This is a genomic window from Synergistaceae bacterium (genome assembly GCA_017443945.1).
In the GTDB taxonomy this organism is placed as follows: domain Bacteria; phylum Synergistota; class Synergistia; order Synergistales; family Aminobacteriaceae; genus JAFUXM01.
Genome location: JAFSXS010000108.1, coordinates 1 through 18,971, shown reverse-complemented (window position 1 = coordinate 18,971; position 18,971 = coordinate 1). Strand labels below are relative to the sequence as shown.

The following is an 18,971-nucleotide window of genomic DNA, read 5'->3' as shown; positions in this document are numbered from 1 at the left end:
GGTGGGGGAGGCGGCGGCAGAGAAAAATTTATACGCGGTTACAACTGTTAATCACCTGCATTTTTTGAATCACATAATTTTTTACGTCTGCGATTCCTTCAGCTGCATATTTTTTCGGATCAAAGACTCCGGGATGTTCATTTATGTAACGCTTCACGCCTTCTGTATATGCTATTCTCAAATCTGTAGCGTAATTAACTTTGCAAATTCCAAGTTTTATGCACTCGATAACTTGTTCATCAGGGACTCCCGAAGTTCCATGCAATACTAACGGGATATTTACTCGTTCATGAATTTTCTTGAGAATGTCAAAATTTAATTTGGGAACACCTTTATATACTCCGTGAGCTGTGCCGATTCCTACTGCGAGAAAATCACAATCTGTGCGCGCGATAAATTCTTTTGCCTCGTCAGGATCCGTAAAAGGGTTTGAGTCAGGGTTTATTAAATCGTCTTCTTTACCGCCGACTCGGCCAAGTTCAGCTTCAACGGGAATTTTTGCAGCGTGGCAGAATTTCACAACAGAACTAGTGAGCGCGATATTTTCCTCAAAATTTAATTTGCTGCCGTCTATCATTATCGAAGTATAACCGGTCTTCACGGCCAATGCAGCCATCTCGAAAGAATTTCCGTGATCCAAATGACACACAACAGGAATATTTGAACGTTCGGCAGCTGCTTTTATGTTCGCAAAATAGAAATCAAATCCCGCAAATTTTACAGTGCCTGGACTCGTTTCCATTATGACGGGCGAGCGGGTTTCTTCGGCAGCTCTGAGCACTGCTAAAACCATTTCCATATTTTCAACGTTGAAGGCTCCGACGGCGTATTTATGTTTATGAGCATCTAATAACAAATCTCGTGAAGTTACAAGCAAAATTTATTTACCTCCTAAAAAATTTATTATCTTGCCTTGACCGCATAATTATATGACTCTACGCATTCAGCAACAAAATTTTTAACGAGTGAGGCAGCTTTAACATCAAGCAATTTATCACGCACTAATTCATATTGACGGGGCATAAATTGACGTAACATTCCGGCGGGAATTTCTACAGAGTCAATATTTGCGAATAATTTATTTATTGCTGATTTAATTTCGGGCAGGCTGAAATAATATCGGCATCTGTCAGAATAACTATATTTGCGCGCGAGTTGTTTATCATGTTCTGAGCCGTGATAATGTTTTTGCCAGTGTTCGGGGTTAGCTGTCATGACATTTTCTAGGATCTCGATGAAATTTGCGCGTTGTTTTTCTGGGATTAGCTCGCGTTCCATGAAGCTCAACGCAAATAAACCTTCACGCAATGAAAAAGTTAATGCCGGACCTACCTTCAAAATCGCGACTCCGTCCTCGACCATTTCACGTAATTTTTCAGCGGGCTGATAGTCGGTTGAATGTCCCTCAAAAACTAAATCAGGGTGATTCTTGAGAGAGTCTGTTAATTCTTTTGCTGCGTCATGATCATAAAAATGTATGTCTTTATCGCCGAACTCGACTCCGGGTTGTACTATGACTGCAATAATATCTTGTAATCTGTCGTGTAAATTGTGTTCGTTAAATTTTTGCTCGTAAACTTTTATGGTATTCTCGAAGTCATTTGCCCGCGTAACTTGTAATTTGTCGTCTTCTTCCTGACTGCCGCCGGGGATGGGAACTTCCGAACCAATTATATAAACTGGCCGAACCTCGTCGGGATTAGATTTCAATAGTTCCTGATAAGCGCTCTCGCATTCTTCAAGTAAAATTGCGGCACGTTCAGCGATTTTATTATCTGACAGGGGCTCGTTTATTGGATCGTCAGCTAATTTCATGCTTGTATCGAGATGAATTTTCTTGAATCCTGCCATTACAGCGAGTCTCAGAAGTTCGCGGGAATTTTTCATAGCTTCAGACTCGTTTAATTTCGTCCACGTCAACGGCCCGAAATGGTCAGCACCAAGAATTATTTTATCGCGAGGGAAATTAATTTTGTCGGCAATAGCAAAAACGTAATCTCTAAAATTTTCCGGAGTCATTCCTGTATAACCGCCGAATTGATTTATTTGATTCGATGTGCCTTCGATTAAGACGTAATCATCAAAATTTTTCGCCTGCTCTAAAATTGCCTCGATAGCTAAATCATTCGCAGTACAGTATGAAGCAATGCCGGTTTTGACTCCTGATTTCCTGCGTTCGATTATATCAAGTAAAGGATTTCGCATTATTCCAGCCTCCTGACTGACAAAAATTTTATAGATATTATATACGATTGTTTTATCGCGCGAATATCGTTCGTTCTTCCCACCCACCCGGATTTAAGGGGTAGCGCGAATATAGAAAAGTTTTTCCCGCAAAAAAAACGCCCTCCCATTTACAGAGAGAGCGCAAATTAACTGAAAAATTTTATTGCTCGTCAGCCCACAAACCTTTTTTGCCTTCTCTGGCCTCACGCTGGAATCTAACGAACATCTCAGAATAACGCGAGTTAGGCTGCACTGTCATAACTTGCGCATAACCTTCAAGCAAAAGAGTCGCATTATACATTTTCGCCCTTATTGCGTCCTCGTTGTCCATGTCCTTTTTTGATGGCTCTGACAACCACACATAAGCGAGCATTCTATTATATCTGTCAAGCGCGCCCACGTCCGTTTGAAGCCATACGATTTTATCTGTTAATTGCGATTTAGTGAAGTTGCTGGCCTCTTTGCCGTAAAATTGCACGGGTTTATTCGGGTGAACTGTTTCGGGAGTGTCGACACCTAAGAATCTTACGCGCTGTTTCTGATATTTCTTACCGTCTGCAAAAATAAATGACACGATTGCTGTATCGCCGTCTACGACTCTTTCAATTTTTGCCTTATAGACTGTGTTGCGCCTGATTTCGAGAGTCTCTAACGCGTTCGGGCCTTTGTGATAATGATATTCGCCGGTGTCTTTATCGTAGTGGCCTCCGTTAGCGTCGAGTTTTCCGGGATGAGCAAAAGCTATGCAAGAAAGACTCATAACAAGAATTACTGCGACAATAATACGTTTCAACATGATAATAAATCAATCCTTTCATTAAAATATTAAATCGTAAATTACCCTGACAAAGAATAATGCCATAACTATAAGTATAACAGGACGCACAGCCTTTGACCCGCCACGCTCGAAAAATTTTGCTCCGATATAATTTCCTGCAATACTGAAGCACCCGGCAATTAATCCAAGCAGCAAAATTACTTTGTCATTCATGAAGTATACAGCCAGCGCAGAAAGATTTGTAGCGAGATTTATTGCTTTTGCGACCCCGTTTGCTTTCTGAACGCTCAATCCCGCAGCAGCCATTAATAATAACATGAACGTCCCAGCACCAGGCCCGTAGAAACCGTCATAAAATCCCGTACCAAACGCTACAAGCACACAAATTATATATGTCCGAGTCGTTATTGTCTCGTTTGAGCCTGTTGTCTCGCGCAGTAAATTTTGACTCTTGAACACGTAATAAGCCGTAACAGGAATTATGAACAGCATTAAAATTTTGAAAATGTAATCACTGATTAATAACGCCGTCTTTGCCCCCAGTGATGACCCAGCAAAAGCAAAAATAATCCCTATAATTGAAAGTTTCATGGGCATATAGCCGTTTTTAAAATATTTTGTGAATGATATAGCAGTCCCCATTGATGAACTTAATTTGTTAGTGCCTATTGAGACATGAACGGGAAAACCTGCGATCAAGTACGCCGGAAGAGTAATTAACCCGCCGCCGCCCCCAATAGCGTCAACAACTCCGCCTATAAATATCAACGGACATATAATTAATAATTGCGATAATTGCCAGCTCAATTTTTATTTTCTCCTAGAATGTTATAATTTACGAAATATTTTACACGATAAATTATTTGTGATACATGCTAAAATTTTAAGAAATCCCAAATTTATTAATCGGAGCTGATACAGTGAGAATCTTGCATACTTCAGATTGGCACATAGGCAGAAAACTCAAGGATAAAGACAGGTCAGACGAGTTCATAAAATTTTTTAAGTGGCTCAATGACTTAATCTCAAGTGAAAAAATTGATGTCTTACTCGTTGCAGGAGACATTTTCGACAACACAACACCGTCAATACAGGCACAAAATATTTATTATTCATTCTTGACTGAGCTTGCAAAATCTTCTTGCCGGCATTGCGTGATAATTTCCGGTAATCATGACTCGCCGGCCTTCATTGATGCACCGTCGGGACTGCTGAAATATTTAAATATTCACGTTGTAGGACGCACAAATATTACAGATGAAGTTATAAAGCTGCAAGATCCTGATTTAATCGTGTGTGCTGTGCCTTATTTACGCGACAGAGACGTAAGAGAAGCCAACGACGAAATTAACTCAATCGACGAGGCATTAAAGCAGGGGATCAGCAAGCATTACGAGACAATTTTTTATCTCGCAAAAAGATTACAGGCAGGCTCAAATATTCCAATTATAGCAATGGGTCATTTGTTCGCGCGGGGAGGCAGAGTCAAACAAGACGACGGGACAAGATCTCTTTATGTCGGCACGTCAATAGAAATCGGCAGCGAAATTTTTCCGGACGATATAACTTACACGGCACTAGGTCATTTGCATTCACCTCAAATTATCGGAGGCCGCGAAAATGTCAGATATTCAGGTTCACCGCTTGCAATGGGATTCGGTGAGGCTGGCACACAAAAAGCTGTCTGCATAATCGATATTGACGCAAATAATAATTTAACAGTAAAAGATTTTCCCGTCCCAGAGTTCCAGAAAATAAACAGAGTCAGCGGCGATATTCAAGAAATTGCAAAAGCTCTCAAATATTATGCATCCATGAAAGAATCTATATGGCTTGACGTAACTTACACAGGAAATGAAAGAATCGGCGACTTGGCCGAAAGATTAAATAATTTCACGCAAAATTATCCGTATATTGAAATATTAAGCGTTCACAACGAGGGCGGACGGTCAAATAATAAATTAGAATCTGACTCAATACCTGAGACTCTCGAAAATATTTCACCCGTCAAAATGTTTGAAATGTGCTTAGAGTCTAATAATATACCGGAAGAACAGCAGAAAATTTTTATGCCGCTCTATCAGGAAATTTTACACGAAATGGGGATAAACTATTAATCATGAAAATTTTAGATATACGACTCAAAAATTTAAATTCGCTCAAAGGTGAATGGCACATAGATTTATCCGGAAAAGTTTACACATCAGACGGAATTTTTGCGATAACAGGCCCGACGGGAGCAGGAAAGACTACAATTTTTGACGCAATCTGCCTAGCTCTTTACGGTCAGACTCCAAGACTCGCGAAAATCAGCACTAACTCAAATGAAATTATGTCAAGACGCACTAGAGACTGTTACGCGCAAGTTATATTTGAGTCTCACGGGCAAAAATATCGGGTTCTATGGTCTCAAAGCAAAATCGGCAAAAAATTCTCACAGGTCAAGCACATTCTATCAATTTATAAAACTGGAAATATTTTAAGCGAACTTACAAGCGATACAGTAAAAGAAATTCAGAAGATAACCGGACTTGATTTCAAACGGTTCAAACAGGCCATAATGCTTGAACAGGGCGGATTTGACGCTTTCTTGAAGGCAAATGACACAGAGAGATCCGCTATTCTCGAATTACTCACGGGAACAGAAATTTACAGCGAGATATCAACGAAAATTTACGAACGCTGCCAAGAAGAGGGAAATAAATTAACCGAGCTTCAAATAAAGTTAGACTCAGCAAAACCGCGCGATAAATTCGGAACTATTGAAGAAATCGAGCACTCAATCAGGGAGAATCAAGAAAAATTTACAACAATTGAGTCAGCTCACACACAGGCTCAGGAGGCTATACAATGGCTCAAGAATATAGCTAAATTGCGCAATGAACTCGACGAAATAGAGCATGCAATAATTTTGCACAATAAACGTATTGACGCTTTTGCACAGAAAAAATTAACCCTTGACGCAGCTTTACGGGCAAATGAGATAATAGCGGAATATTCACAGCTAAAATCTTCACGCACAAATTTACGCGACACTAAATCCCGTTATGACAGACTTTCGAGCGACATTCAGGCACTCACGGAAAAATTATCAGCAATCGACTCTCAATTACCGGAAATAGAATCGCAAATTTCAACTCTCAGGCACAGCACAACAGAAAGCCCCGACGCAATAACGGCCAAGATTGAAGCGAAATTAAAAGATTATTGCACACTCAAAGCAAAGCAAATCGAACTTGAACGCAAAAAAATTAAATACGAATCAGACCTCAAAGCAGCGCAGAAAAATTTAAATATTGCACAAACGAATCACGACGAGGCATTTAACGCGCTCAATAATTTAATGAGTCAGCGGGCAGACGCAATTTTGGACGAAACACGAGCAAATTTACAGCCCGGCCGGCCTTGTCCTGTGTGCGGATCCCTTGAACATCCCGCAATTAATCACGAGTCGGAAACTTTTTCTCCCGCAAGCATTAAAAAATTTGATGATGAACTCGCAAAATTACGCGAAAAAGAACAGCAAACCGCAAAAATTTTATCTGACTCGCAAACTAATGAAGGCATCGCACGCACAAATTTAGATAATTGCATTCATGAACTAAGCGCGCAGATCGAACCGGTAAATAATGCCCACTCAGAATTAAGCAGAAATCTTGACTCGCTTGGAATAACAGGTGTCAGCAGCAATAAAGAAATTTTGTCCAGCGTCAAAAAATGGGCAGAGTCAATTAAAGCTCTTCAGGACAAACACGACAAACTCACACAAGAGTCAGCCGCTAATAAATCAAAACTTGAGACCCTGCAAGAACAATTTAATCACGACAAAATCAAACTAGAGCAATTAACCGCAGAACTTGAGACCCTAGAGACAAATTTTAAATCAGCCTTGACCGAGAAAAATTTTTCAGATGAACAGGAATTTACAGATTCAATCTTACGTGATGACGAGCGCAAAAAATTTCTGTCAGAACAAGAAAATCTTAACGCAGAAACAATCAAACTCGACGCAACCAAGCTCGAACGCACAGAAAAATTAAATTCAGCCCTCGCCGAGAACAAAACTCGCAAAACCCTTGAAGAACTCACGCCGATTTACGCAAAATTAGACCAAGAAATTAAAATCTTACGCGATGAGACAGCAGCACTGAATAACGCATTAGACACCCGCAAAAAACTTGAGGCCGAAATTAGAGAACTCAACGAAAAAATTAGTGAACAGCAAAAAATTTATTCAAACTGGTCGGGACTTGATAACTTAATCGGCAACAAGAACGGCGCAAAGTTCCGGAAGTTCGCGCAAAAAATTACTCTCTCCATGATGATTAACCTTGCAAATAAACAATTACAGAAAATGAGCGGGCGTTATACCCTTACAGCAAACCCCGACGATGAAAAACTCGCACTCAACGTAATAGACAACGAGCAGGCCGGAGAAGTCAGACCAACAGAAAATTTATCTGGCGGAGAAAGATTTATTGTCAGTCTTGCACTTGCATTAGGACTCTCGCAAATTTCCGGCAGCAAATCAGGGGTTGACTCGTTATTTCTTGATGAAGGCTTCGGATCTCTTGATGATGACTCATTAAGCACGGCACTTGATGCACTTGGGGAAGTCAGGCGCGAAGGAAAAATAATCGGGATAATTTCTCACGTTCAAGCACTCAAGGAAAGAATCTCTACGCAAATAAATGTGATTCCAATAAATAACGGCACAAGCATTCTCGAAGGTCCCGGCTGTGAGTCGTTATAAAAAATTTTTGTGTGAAAATTGTTGTGATAAGAAAAATTTTTTGCGCGTAAATAATTGCGGTTACAGAAAAATTTTACACTTTTTGTAGTTGTAAATGTAGTTGTAAAATAAATTTCTTCCTGGAAAATATCGCGAAAAGTTTTCATGAATAATTATATAGCAAATACACTATAAAATAAATTGCCGGTTGAGACTCTCGCCTCAGCCGGTTAATATTTAAATATTACGCCAATTACAGCAGATAAAGCTATCCATATGACCGGATGAAATTTTTTCGTGAATTTAACAGAGTGAGTGAACATCAATAATAATACAGCTAAATCAACCGAGTCCCAGTTAATATTTGCAAATCTCCCTTCTTGAATGAAAACTATTTTTGCAACTAGAATACATGCAGCAGTAATCATCGCTGTGCTTGCCGGTCTCATTCCGTAAAAAACTGCGTCAACGTGTTTATTATCTTTGAAGGCGTAAAGAAACGCTGCAATTATCAATATTATTATTATACTCGGTGTAATTAATCCCAAAGTCGCAATCACTGCACCGGGATAACCTGCTGTCAATTTTCCCGCAAAAGTCGCCATATTTACACCTATTGGGCCGGGAGTTGATTCAGATATTGCGATCATGTCTGCTAACTGTTCATGAGTAAACCAGCCAGTCCGGTCTGAAATGTCATATAAAAATGGTAAAGTCGCCATTCCTCCGCCAACTGCAAATAAACCGGTCTTGAAAAATTCCCAGAAAAGTTTTATATGCATCATGATTTCTTCAGCCCCTTTACCAGCAAGCCCGCTAAACCTGCAAGAACAACTAACAGAATCGGCGATATTTTCAAGAAAACTGTTCCCGCAAGAATAATTATATAAATCACAAGCGTTATTTTATCGATGACGGCAGATTTAAATATTTTCAGAACGGCATTAAATATTAACACGCACACGCACACACGAACGCCCGCAAAAGCATGTTTCACAAATTCAAGCTCAGAATAAGCCCGTATAATTCCGGCCAATAACGAAATTATTATAATCGAAGGAAATACTACACCGATTGTCGCAATTATCCCGCCCATAATGCCCGCTTGCTTACGGCCTATAAACGTAGCGACATTCACGGCAATAACTCCCGGAGTGCATTGCGAGACAGCATAATAATCTGTTAATTCTTGCTCTGAAGCCCAATGTTTTTTTTCGACGACCTCACGCAAAAGTATCATTAACATCGCATAACCGCCCCCGAAAGTTACTGCACCGATTTTCGCAAAAGTTATGAAGAGATCAAGCAAAATTTTTACGTCCAAGATTAAATCTCAGCTCCCGATACAAAAATAAAAATTTATTGCATTCTTTGATACATGATTCTATTTCCGTTCGGGAAGGTCATAATTAAAATATTTCCTGACTGCGTGATATCTACGTTTGCAGTAAATTCTACTCCTTGACTGTTGCGGCCTGTTAAAGTATTTCCGTTGAGCTGATAGACTCCGGTTTCTGCGGGGATTCCATTTATCCAGCCGTAATAATTATTATCACGATCATATTGCAGAACCCATTGACTATTATCAACGACTGCTGACCACTTGCCGTAAATATTTACGCTTTGAGTCGGTGCTGGTGCAGGAGTCGGCACAGGAGCAGGAGCTGGAGGCAATGTATTTTTTCGCTTGAAGATTTCTGCCTGGAATTCCTCGAGTCCCTCAAGATCTTTTGTGAACGTAATAACGAGGCTGTTTGTCTCTTGATTCAACATCGCGAAAATTACACCTTTGTTCCCGTCAAGAACATTTATTGTAATCCTGTCATCAATCGGCATAAACGTGCCTGCTAATTTATTGTTTATGTAGTAGCGCGAGTCCTCGAATACTAAATTTCTGCCTTCTGAACCTTCCCACGCGCCATTGAACCAGTTTGACGGAAACCATTCATCTTTTAACGGGTAAAGATAACGCACCTCACCTGTTTTGACTGAGCCTAAGCACCATAAATGTTTATTTCCGTCTGACATGACAACTGCAAAATCTTCCGTCAGAGTCAAGCCTTCAGGAGTCGCGATTCTCAAAATAGGAACTTCGCCGGACGTGTCAAGAGTTATAACAACAGGATTTGAATTTTGCCCGTAAACGTCCATATTTCCGGAATAAGACGCATTTGTCATCGAAAACGAGCCTATCTCAAGCACAAGATTTGAGGGAGCTAAAATTTTTTCTCCGCCGTTCAATTGCGGAAATTCGCGGGCCTCTGCATAACGTCCACTCAATAATTTTGCGCCGTCAGTCTTCGTAAATTCTACATATGGGCCAAAACGTTGATCTGATTTCGCCTGATCCGGTGTGATGTCAGCAAATGCAGTCGAGACCGAGAAAATTATTATTACCAGCAATAAAGCAAATTTCTTCATGATTCTAATCTCCTAGCACTGCACAAACGCAGGAGTATCGGCAGGAGCGTTTAAAAATTTTTCCAGCTCGTCATCAAGTTTTAAAAGCGTAATCGAGAAGCCCTCCATATCTAAAGAAGTCATATAGTTGCCGACTAAAGTTTTTGCTACGTTGATTTTCTTAGCGTCAAGAACGTTTTTAACGTGCTTATTTGCTACAAAGAGTTCCATTAAAGGAGTTCCGCCCATGCCGTTAATCATGACTGCTACTTTATCACCGGCGTTATAGATTCCTTCAGCAAAAATTTTCTCAAGCAGTTTATCAGCAATATCATTGACGGTTGAAATTTTTTCTCTATGAGTGCCGGGTTCACCGTGAATACCGATTCCGATTTCTATTTCATCATCAGCTAAATCAAAACTGGGTTTACCTGCTGCGGGGACTGTGCAGGCATTTACGGCCATTCCCATTGAGCGCACATTTGATATAACTTTTTCTGCGACTCGTTTAACGTCTTCAAGTTCAAGTCCTGACTCAGCTGCTGCACCCGCGATCTTGTGAACAAAAACTGTTCCTGCGATTCCTCTGCGTCCTGTCGTCCATGTTGAGTTTTCGATTGCGACATCATCAGCGGTTATTACTTGATCGACTTTGATTCCTTCATCGCGTGCCATATCAGCAGCCATCTCGAAATTCATAACGTCGCCGGTATAATTTTTTATGACGAGCAAAACGCCTTTCCCGCCGTCAACAGCTTTTATAGCCTCGTAAACCTGATCTGGAGTCGGTGAAGTAAAAACAGCTCCAGCCACAGCACCGTCAAGCATGCCGCGCCCGACAAAACCTCCGTGCGAAGGCTCATGACCTGACCCGCCTCCGGAAACAAGCGCAACTTTTGAACTTTTACCGCCTGCACGCACAAGAACGTCAAAGCCTTCGAGTCTCTTAACGTACTGGGGAAAAGCTGCCGTCATTCCGTCGAGCATTTCATCAACAATGTTATCAACCTGATTAATTAATTTCTTCATGATAAATCCTCCTTTGAAAATTTATAATTTAGAAGCGTCTCTTGATTCTTCAGCTGCTGCCAAAACAGAGTCAAGTGTTGCGCCTCCTGCTGCCTCAACTGCTGCACATACTGCGCCTTCGATTAATGGTGCGTCGGCGATTTCTGCGCGGATTTCTTCTCCGTCGTCTTCTAATAATTCAATTGCGGTTTCTGCGCTCATTATTGCGCTTCCGATGTCTGCGAGGATTGCTACTCCTTCACCCTGATTCGCTGCTCTTATTGCGTCGGCGATTCTTTGTGCGTCTGTGCCGATTGAGCCATCTTCGAGACCTCCTGCGGGAATAATTCCGGGGTTGCCTTGTGCCATTTCGTTAGCGAGATCGCAGACTCCTTCGGCAATTTTCCAGCTGTGAGAGACAATTACTATTCCGACCATGATAAATTATTCTCCTTTGAGTGAGTCTCTTATTGCTTCAAGTGTGATTGCTGCACTAGTCGCGCCGGGGTCTTGATGGCCGATACTGCGTTCACCGAGATAACTTGCGCGTCCCTTAGTGGCGATAATAGTTTTTGTGAACTCAACGCCGTTATTAGCAGCTTTACACGCAGAGTCGAGAGCTTTTACAATGTCTGCGCCCGATTCTATTTCTTGACAGTAAGACTCATAAGCCGGGATTAAAGCGTCTAACATAGTTTTTTCGCCTTTGACGGCCTTCCCGCGTTTCTGGATTCCTGCGATTGCTGCCTCAAATGCTGACTTGAAATCTTGTGCGGTTAATTGTGTCTTGCCTGCTAAAATTTTCCCTGCTTCCATGTATGCTGTACCGTAGAGAGGCCCTGACGCTCCGCCGACTTTGGATAAAAGAGTCATTCCGGTTTTCTTGAGGGCTGCTCCGATGTCGTTATCGCAGGGAGAAATTTTTTCTTTGACGGCCTCAAACCCTCGCGCCATATTAATGCCGTGATCTGAGTCTCCTATTTCGCGGTCTAATTCAGTGAGGAAGTCTTTATTTGCTATAATTCTATTGCTAATTTGTGTAATACATTCATAAACGCTCATGAAAAATAGCCTCCTTTTATAAATAACTGCACGTGATTTAATGAGAATATTACACTAAAATTTTAATTTATGGGAGAACTTTACGCGATGAATTTTGCAATAGCTGTAATTTTGCTGACGACATTTTTTGTGCTCGCTTGGTATTGTATCAAGGGTTATAACTTGATGATAGGTTTTCTTGCGATGACTATTTTATGGATAACTTTATCACTTGCTGGGAGTCTTATTTCGACGGGTGAGCCGCTTGTAATGATTCTCAATAAAATTTTTCAGTCTGCGCCGGAAAGCTGGGGATATGCACTTGTAAATATCTGCTGGGGTACATGGTTTGGGCGTGTATTAATGGAAACGGGTATAGCCTCGACTCTTATACGCAGGACTGTAGAACTAAGCGGCGACAAAATATCAATAACAATTTTATTATTGAATCTCGTTACAGCTTTGATATTTTCATCAATGACGGGAGCAGGGCCTGTTATTGCGATAGGAGTTATAGTGCTGCCGATTTTAATATCACTTGGGATTCCTAAGGCAGCAGCAATATTTTCATTTATGGGGAGTGTAGCAGCAGGAATTTATTTAAACCCGATAAATTTTGCACAACATCGAATATTTTTTCTGAGACCGTCAGAGCTTCAAGAATTTAATTTTAGCTGGTACGTAAGGCACTGGGGCGGTATTGCTTCAATAATTATGTTTGCAGTAACGAGTTTGCTTGCGATATTTTACATCAGCCGCTCGAAAGTAAATAGACAATGGGCAGCAGAGACTCATAATTTAACGCAGAATGAGGCACCTGTTTACGCGTTAATTTTGCCTGTTGTGCCTGTTATTCTGAATATTGCATTTAATTTTTCGGTTATAGGCGGGTTTGTGATTGCGGGATTTGCGGCGTTATTCTTGTGCGGTAAAATGTCGGGAACTTTCCGCGAAAATTGCCAGCTCGTGAACAAATTATATTATGATGCAGTTGTCGATACAGCCCCGTTGACAGGCTTTATATTAACTGTGCCGATGTTTAACACTGCTGCAAAATATGCGTCGCCGTACTTCAATATTATAATCGGAGGGATAATGCCGCGTAGTGAAATTATTATTTGCGTTGTATTTGCTGTATGTTTGTTCATGGGATTATTTCGTGGGCCTGTGAATCTTTTCGGGTGCGGTGCTGCGACTTTGGGCGTGCTGCTAAATGCTGAAAATTTTTCTGTGCCGTTCTTGTATGGAGTCTTTGTTATCCCGTCAATAACTGTAGGTGTTGCAAGCTGTATCACTCAATCAAGCCTGGCATGGGGGCTCGCTTACACGAAAACAGAATCTCGCGACTTCTTGAAACTCTCTATCCCAAACGCTTATATAACAGGTATTTTGCAGTATATAGCCGTATATTTATTGCTGGGTGGTCTGGGTGAGTCATTATAAATTAATCGCGTAAATTCCTGATACACAATTAAGAGATTTCAACGTAAAATTAATTTACCCAAATAAAATTATTTCTCTAATGAAGGGAGAACTATATTAATGAATTTCGGCGTAGATTTTATTATCGGCTGTATTTTACTTCTAACGTTCTTCGCGCTTGCATGGTATTGTATCAAGGGCTATAACTTGATGATAGGCTTTCTTGTCATCACAATTTTATGGACAGTTTTACCATTAGGCGGGACTCTCTTTGTCTCTGAAGCATTCTTGAAGGCCAATCCGGTTTTAATGTTCGGTGAAGGTACAGGGACGACTCTTGTATCGATTTTGAACAGGATTTATCAATCAGCTCCCGAAGGTTGGGGAACAACGCTTGTAAACGTGTGCTGGGGCGCATGGTTCGGACGTGTATTAATGGATACCGGCATAGCTTCGACTCTTATTCGCAAAACAGTAGAACTCGGCGGAGATAAACCAGTTGTAACAATTTCATTATTGAATCTCGTTACAGCATTAATTTTCACGTCAATGACAGGAGCAGGCCCCGTTATTGCAATCGGCGTTATTGTTCTTCCCATTTTGATGTCTCTGGGAGTACCGAAGGCAATTGCAATGTTCACGTTTATGGGTTCTGTAGCGTCAGGAATTTATTTAAATCCCGTAAATTTTGCGCAATATCGTGCATTCTTTATAAAACCGTCAGAAATGCCTGATTTCACACTTGGCTGGTATGCGTCTCACTGGGGTTATGCAGCATTAGCGATTATGTTAGTAGTAACAACTTTGCTTGCTATGTTCTATCTTGGCCGCTCGAAATCTCACAGACAGTGGGCAGCTCAGACGAGAACGCCTCAAGCAGCACAGAAGGACGCACCTATTTACACGTTAATTTTGCCGGTAGTGCCTGTAATTCTTAATATTGCGTTTAATTTCTCAGTTATCGGCGGGTTTGTTATTGCAGGTTTTGCGGCGTTATTTTTGTGCGGGAGGATGTCGGGAACTTTCCGCGAAAATTGCCAGCTCGTGAACAAATTATATTATGAAGGTGTTGTCGATACAGCTCCGTTAGTAGGATTCCTGCTTACACTTCCGATGTTCAATCAGGTTGCTACGTATGCATCGCCATACTTCAATGTTGTAATAGGTGATATTATGCCGACTTCAGAGCTTGTTGTCTGCGTAGTGTTTGCTGCGTTGTTATTCATGGGATTATTCAGAGGGCCTATGACTCTTGTAGGATGCGGAGCTGCGACTCTGGGTGTTCTCTCACATGTTGCGAAATTTTCTGTGCCGTTCCTGTATGGAGTTTTTGCGATTCCTACAATTACAGTAAATATCGGCTGTTGTATCACTCAATCGTGGGTAGCTTGGGGACTTGCTTACACGAAAGTTGAATCGCGCGACTTCTTGAAACTTTCTATCCCGAACGCCTATGCAACAGGTATTTTGCAGTATGCGGCAGTATATTTATTATTGACCGGATTCGGCGCGGCTTGGATGGTAGGTTAAAATTTGATATTATGCCCTCTCGTTGTTAATAAAAAAATGGGAGGGTTTATTATTATGAGAATGAGAAAAATTTTTCTTGCTGTAGTAATTATATTTTCGCTGAGTCCTTTAGTTTGTGCTGAAACATGGATAATCAAGGCCGGTGATAAATCTTCAGCTGTAAATCTTGAAGTTACCAGCCGTGAGCCCGCAAAAAAAATCGGCTTAATCGGAGCAATGGATGTTGAAATCGCTTTATTGAAGGAGTCTGCTGTTATCATCAAGACAGAAAAAATTGCGGGAATGGAATTTTTCAGCGGCAAAATCGGAAGTGCTGACATAGTAATCGTTAAATCAGGAGTCGGCAAGGTCAACGCGGGAATCTGTGCGCAAATTTTGATAACTCATTTCGGAGTGAACGAAATAATAAATACTGGTGTAGCCGGCTCTCTAAGGTCAGATTTGAATATTAGCAGTATAGTTATTGCTGTTGACTGTGTGCAGCATGATTTTGACGTATCACCGTTAAATTTCGCAAAAGGCGAGATCCCTTATACTGGAAAATTTGCATTTGAGACCGATGATAAATTACGCGGTGAAATTGTGAAAGCTGCTAAAAAATTTGCTCCGTTCAGAAATATTGTAGAGGGCAGAATTTGCACGGGAGATCAATTTATAAGCGATAAATCACAGAAAGACGCGATTACAAAAAATTTCGGCGGGGACTGCTGCGACATGGAAAGCGGCGCGATCGCACAAGTTTGTTACTTGAATAATATTCCGTTCGCAATTATACGCGCAATTTCTGACAGTTCAGACTCAAGCGATTACGAAGAATTTAAAGAAGTTACAGCGAGATTAAGTGCTTCAATAGTTAAATCAATGCTTGAAGGGAGATAAATTTTTCAATGCCAGAACGCAAAGTACGCATGGGAATAGATGTCGGCGGAACTTATACAAAATGTGTCGCGATGGACAATTTGACTCATGAGATTATCGGCAAAAATGAAGTCAAGACCACCCATGACGATAAAGACGGAGTCGCAGCAGGTGTCGTGCAGTCATTCAGAAATTGCATGGCCGAAAATGGAATCAAGCCCGAAGATGTTGTATTTGTCGCTCACTCAACAACGCAGGCAACTAACGCATTTATCGAAGGTGATGTAGCAAATGTCGGAGTCTTCGGTGTTGCGGGCGGATGGTTTGAAAGTTTGTTAGCAAAACGCCAGCTCGCTTTAAATGATATTGTGTTAGACCCTAAGACTCAGAAGGTTATAAAAATTTTCAACGCCTTTGCACGCAAGAAAGCATTAACCCCAGAATTAGTAAACAGCACAGTTGATGAATTAATCAGCAAGGGTGCTCAAGTCATAGTCGCGTCTATGGCATTCGGAGTTGACAGCATGGGCGAAGAACAAATGATTCACGATGCAGCAGCCAGCAAAAATGTACCTGCAACAATGGCTTCTGATATTACAAAACTTTACGGGCTCACAAGACGCACTCGAACAGCAGCAATCAACGCTTCAATATTGCCCAAAATGATAGCAACTGCAAACGCTACAGAAAGTTCAGTCAGGAAGGCCGGAGTTACAGTCCCGTTAATGATTATGCGCGGTGATGGCGGAGTCATGGAAATTAACGAAATGAGAAAACGTCCGATTTTGACAGCTTTATCTGGGCCTGCTGCGTCCGTTATGGGATCATTGATGTATTTGCGTGCGTCGAATGCAATTTATTTCGAGGTCGGCGGAACAACTACAAATATCGGAGTTATAAAAAATGGCCGTCCCGGTGTTGATTACGCGCAGATCGGAGGCCATGACACTTATATAAGCTCGCTCGATGTTAGAATTTTAGGTTGTGCGGGCGGTTCGATGGTCAGAATCAATGATAAAGAAGTAGTCGATGTCGGCCCTAGAAGTGCTCATATTGCGGGGTGCGAGTATGCCTGCTTTACTCCTGAAGATGAAATTGTTGATCCTCAAATTGAAATGGTAAGCCCTAAACCAGGAGACCCCGGCGATTATGTGATTATCAGGCTTAAGAGCGGCAAAAAAATTTGTTTCACGAACACCGACGCAGCTAATGTGTTAGGCTTGATTGACGAGAAATATTTTGCTCACGGTAACGCAAACGCAGCAAGAAAAGCAATGCAGCCCGTTGCAGATAAACTCGGAATCACCGTTGAAGATTTAGCGACTCAGATTTTAGAGAAGGATTACGAGAAAGTCAGCGCGTGTATTCATGCCCTCGCCGATAAATATCAGTTAGATCAAGAAAGCATGAAACTTGTAGGTTGCGGAGGCGGTGCAGCGTCTTTAGTTCCTTATTGCGCTAACAAAATGGGACTTCAATACAGTATCCCGGAAAATGCAGAAGTAATTTCATCAATCGGAGTTGCTCTCTCAATGGTGCGTGATGTTGTAGAAAGAGTCATCCCTAATCCCACGCAGGAAGATATTAGAGAACTCAAGAAAGAAGCTACAGACGCGGCTGTAAGTTCGGGTGCTGCTCCTGACACTGTAGAGGTTCATATTGAAATCGACTCGCAAACCGGAAAAGTTACGGCCATTGCAACAGGTTCAACGGAAGTAAAGACTACAGATTTATTGAAAGAGTGCGACGAGTCAGAAGCAGAACAACTCGCAAAAGAGGATTTCGGATCAAAAGTCAGCAACATTCATTTAGCGGCCAAGACAGATAAATTTTATGTCTATCAGGGCGACAAAGACGAGAAGCACCCTGTTAGAATCGTTGACAAGAAGGGATTTATACGCGTTCAATGCTCGCAGGCTGAAGTCGTTAAATGCAAGGTCAGTGATTATCTTGATGAAGTGCGCAGGCTTTGGGAAGATACAGCAGTATTCAAGACTGACTCAATTTTGAGACCTGATTATTTTGTCTGCTTTGGCCCTAGAGTCAGCGATTACAGCGCAGTAGATCTCGAACATATAGAGTTGTTGATGGATTTGGACATCGGCGACAGGGACTCTGACGAAGAAATTATAATTGTCGGCTCAATCACTGAAATATAATGAACTGGGATTACATAAGGGAAAAATTAAGGCCGATTGCTGACGGGTTATTTGGCAAGCAGAGAGTCTCACGTTACGAGAAACCGCAATATAAAATCAGAGAACTTGACTCAATGCTCGCAAAACTCGTGAAGATTCCTGCTGTTGAATGGCGTAATTATGTTTTCTCGCGGGAAATTCTGAACGGGAAATTTAACGACTCACAGCGTCTTGACTGGACAATAAAATCTATTGAGTGCGGGAAATCTTACGCGGAAAAATTGACTCTTGACTACAACACTAATGACCCTGACGAACTCGCGCGCGCTCTTGGTCTGAAGGTGAGTTATCCTCAATACCCGGAAAAAACTGATAGAGTCTTGTTCGCAGATTTTGCAATGCCCGATAAGATTAATATTTTCATGGACGCTGTATATCGAGCGGAGAGACTTTTACAGAAGCACGCAATAAAACGAGTTTTGACGGAAAATTTGAAGCCCGCTAAATTGATTCTTGCGCACGAGATATTTCACTTTGTCGAGGAGAAATACAAGCGGGAGATTTTCACGAAGACCGAAAAAATTAGACTTTGGAGTCTCGGCCCTCTGCATAATGACTCAGGAATTTACGCACTCGGAGAAATTGCAGCGATGTCGTTTGCTCAAGAGTTATGCAATTTGCCTTATTCGCCTTATGTAATGGATGTATTTCTTGTGTATGATTATTCGCCTAATGATGCAAGCGGATTATACGAGGAAATTATGACTCTGGCAGGTTTAGAGCCGTGAAAGCTAGTACGCGCACTCATTACGGGCGGGGAGGGGGTTCGGGGGAACGG

The 18,971-nt window shown here is 41.5% G+C and carries 17 protein-coding genes; 7 read left to right on the top strand and 10 right to left on the bottom strand.

The window, feature by feature from the left end; all coding sequences use genetic code 11:
* Nucleotides 1-28: 28 nt before the first annotated feature.
* From fba to IJT21_11105, 4 genes are all read right to left on the bottom strand, one after another.
* On the bottom strand, nt 29-877 hold the full coding sequence (gene fba / locus IJT21_11120) for a class II fructose-1,6-bisphosphate aldolase (protein MBQ7578802.1): 849 nt from the start codon (nt 875-877) through the stop codon (nt 29-31).
* A gap of 26 nt (nt 878-903) precedes the next feature.
* Nucleotides 904-2,205 carry a class II D-tagatose-bisphosphate aldolase, non-catalytic subunit gene (locus tag IJT21_11115; protein MBQ7578801.1) on the bottom strand — a complete coding sequence of 434 codons (1,302 nt, stop codon included), beginning with the start codon at nt 2,203-2,205 and terminating at the stop codon, nt 904-906.
* A gap of 181 nt (nt 2,206-2,386) precedes the next feature.
* Nucleotides 2,387-3,022 carry a thermonuclease family protein gene (locus IJT21_11110; GenBank protein ID MBQ7578800.1) on the bottom strand — a complete coding sequence of 212 codons (636 nt, stop codon included), beginning with the start codon at nt 3,020-3,022 and terminating at the stop codon, nt 2,387-2,389.
* A gap of 21 nt (nt 3,023-3,043) precedes the next feature.
* Nucleotides 3,044-3,811, bottom strand: a complete 768-nt coding sequence (locus tag IJT21_11105; GenBank protein ID MBQ7578799.1) for a TSUP family transporter — start codon at nt 3,809-3,811, stop codon at nt 3,044-3,046.
* A gap of 113 nt (nt 3,812-3,924) precedes the next feature.
* On the opposite strand from IJT21_11105, the gene IJT21_11100 reads away from it, so the two are divergent.
* Nucleotides 3,925-5,121: an exonuclease SbcCD subunit D C-terminal domain-containing protein gene (locus IJT21_11100; protein ID MBQ7578798.1), complete on the top strand. Its 1,197-nt coding sequence runs from the start codon at nt 3,925-3,927 to the stop codon at nt 5,119-5,121.
* Between the two features lie 2 nt (nt 5,122-5,123).
* Entirely contained in the window at nt 5,124-7,757 is a 2,634-nt protein-coding gene (locus tag IJT21_11095; protein ID MBQ7578797.1) for an AAA family ATPase, read from the top strand.
* Between the two features lie 209 nt (nt 7,758-7,966).
* On the opposite strand, the gene IJT21_11090 is transcribed toward IJT21_11095, so the two are convergent.
* Genes IJT21_11090 through dhaL form a run of 6 tightly spaced genes read right to left on the bottom strand, consistent with a single transcriptional unit; the run spans nt 7,967 to nt 12,206 of the window.
* Nucleotides 7,967-8,524 (bottom strand): chromate transporter, encoded by a 558-nt coding sequence (locus tag IJT21_11090; protein ID MBQ7578796.1) that lies wholly within the window; start codon nt 8,522-8,524, stop codon nt 7,967-7,969.
* Nucleotides 8,518-9,060 carry a chromate transporter gene (locus tag IJT21_11085; GenBank protein ID MBQ7578795.1) on the bottom strand — a complete coding sequence of 181 codons (543 nt, stop codon included), beginning with the start codon at nt 9,058-9,060 and terminating at the stop codon, nt 8,518-8,520. The genes IJT21_11090 and IJT21_11085 overlap by 7 nt, the downstream gene beginning before the upstream one ends.
* A 35-nt stretch (nt 9,061-9,095) precedes the next feature.
* Complete coding sequence (locus IJT21_11080) at nt 9,096-10,157, bottom strand: hypothetical protein (protein MBQ7578794.1); 1,062 nt, start codon at nt 10,155-10,157, stop codon at nt 9,096-9,098.
* A gap of 12 nt (nt 10,158-10,169) precedes the next feature.
* Nucleotides 10,170-11,165, bottom strand: a complete 996-nt coding sequence (gene dhaK / locus IJT21_11075) for a dihydroxyacetone kinase subunit DhaK (protein MBQ7578793.1) — start codon at nt 11,163-11,165, stop codon at nt 10,170-10,172.
* A 21-nt stretch (nt 11,166-11,186) separates the two neighbouring features.
* On the bottom strand, nt 11,187-11,582 hold the full coding sequence (locus IJT21_11070; GenBank protein ID MBQ7578792.1) for a PTS-dependent dihydroxyacetone kinase phosphotransferase subunit DhaM: 396 nt from the start codon (nt 11,580-11,582) through the stop codon (nt 11,187-11,189).
* Between the two features lie 6 nt (nt 11,583-11,588).
* Nucleotides 11,589-12,206, bottom strand: a complete 618-nt coding sequence (dhaL, locus tag IJT21_11065; GenBank protein MBQ7578791.1) for a dihydroxyacetone kinase subunit L — start codon at nt 12,204-12,206, stop codon at nt 11,589-11,591.
* Between the two features lie 87 nt (nt 12,207-12,293).
* Between dhaL and IJT21_11060 the strand changes: the two genes are divergently transcribed.
* The 5 genes from IJT21_11060 (at nt 12,294) to IJT21_11040 (ending at nt 18,921) form a co-directional block, all read left to right on the top strand.
* Nucleotides 12,294-13,628, top strand: coding sequence for a hypothetical protein (locus IJT21_11060; protein MBQ7578790.1), 1,335 nt, complete (start codon nt 12,294-12,296; stop codon nt 13,626-13,628).
* A gap of 99 nt (nt 13,629-13,727) precedes the next feature.
* Nucleotides 13,728-15,137: a hypothetical protein gene (locus tag IJT21_11055; GenBank protein MBQ7578789.1), complete on the top strand. Its 1,410-nt coding sequence runs from the start codon at nt 13,728-13,730 to the stop codon at nt 15,135-15,137.
* Between the two features lie 54 nt (nt 15,138-15,191).
* Nucleotides 15,192-16,016 (top strand): 5'-methylthioadenosine/adenosylhomocysteine nucleosidase, encoded by an 825-nt coding sequence (locus tag IJT21_11050; GenBank protein ID MBQ7578788.1) that lies wholly within the window; start codon nt 15,192-15,194, stop codon nt 16,014-16,016.
* Nucleotides 16,017-16,024: 8 nt separating this feature from the next.
* Nucleotides 16,025-18,154: a hypothetical protein gene (locus IJT21_11045; protein ID MBQ7578787.1), complete on the top strand. Its 2,130-nt coding sequence runs from the start codon at nt 16,025-16,027 to the stop codon at nt 18,152-18,154.
* A complete protein-coding gene (locus IJT21_11040) occupies nt 18,154-18,921 on the top strand; it encodes a hypothetical protein (protein ID MBQ7578786.1) in 768 nt (255 codons plus the stop codon). The genes IJT21_11045 and IJT21_11040 overlap by 1 nt, the downstream gene beginning before the upstream one ends.
* Nucleotides 18,922-18,971 lie beyond the last annotated feature (50 nt).

Coding starts and splice junctions, on each gene's coding strand:
- IJT21_11115 (MBQ7578801.1), bottom strand. CDS start 2,205: ATGCGAAATCCTTTACTTGATATAATCGAACGCAGGAAATCAGGAGTC.
- IJT21_11110 (MBQ7578800.1), bottom strand. CDS start 3,022: ATGTTGAAACGTATTATTGTCGCAGTAATTCTTGTTATGAGTCTTTCT.
- IJT21_11095 (MBQ7578797.1), top strand. CDS start 5,124: ATGAAAATTTTAGATATACGACTCAAAAATTTAAATTCGCTCAAAGGT.
- IJT21_11080 (MBQ7578794.1), bottom strand. CDS start 10,157: ATGAAGAAATTTGCTTTATTGCTGGTAATAATAATTTTCTCGGTCTCG.
- dhaK (MBQ7578793.1), bottom strand. CDS start 11,165: ATGAAGAAATTAATTAATCAGGTTGATAACATTGTTGATGAAATGCTC.
- IJT21_11070 (MBQ7578792.1), bottom strand. CDS start 11,582: ATGGTCGGAATAGTAATTGTCTCTCACAGCTGGAAAATTGCCGAAGGA.
- dhaL (MBQ7578791.1), bottom strand. CDS start 12,206: ATGAGCGTTTATGAATGTATTACACAAATTAGCAATAGAATTATAGCA.
- IJT21_11060 (MBQ7578790.1), top strand. CDS start 12,294: ATGAATTTTGCAATAGCTGTAATTTTGCTGACGACATTTTTTGTGCTC.
- IJT21_11055 (MBQ7578789.1), top strand. CDS start 13,728: ATGAATTTCGGCGTAGATTTTATTATCGGCTGTATTTTACTTCTAACG.
- IJT21_11050 (MBQ7578788.1), top strand. CDS start 15,192: ATGAGAATGAGAAAAATTTTTCTTGCTGTAGTAATTATATTTTCGCTG.
- IJT21_11045 (MBQ7578787.1), top strand. CDS start 16,025: ATGCCAGAACGCAAAGTACGCATGGGAATAGATGTCGGCGGAACTTAT.
- IJT21_11040 (MBQ7578786.1), top strand. CDS start 18,154: ATGAACTGGGATTACATAAGGGAAAAATTAAGGCCGATTGCTGACGGG.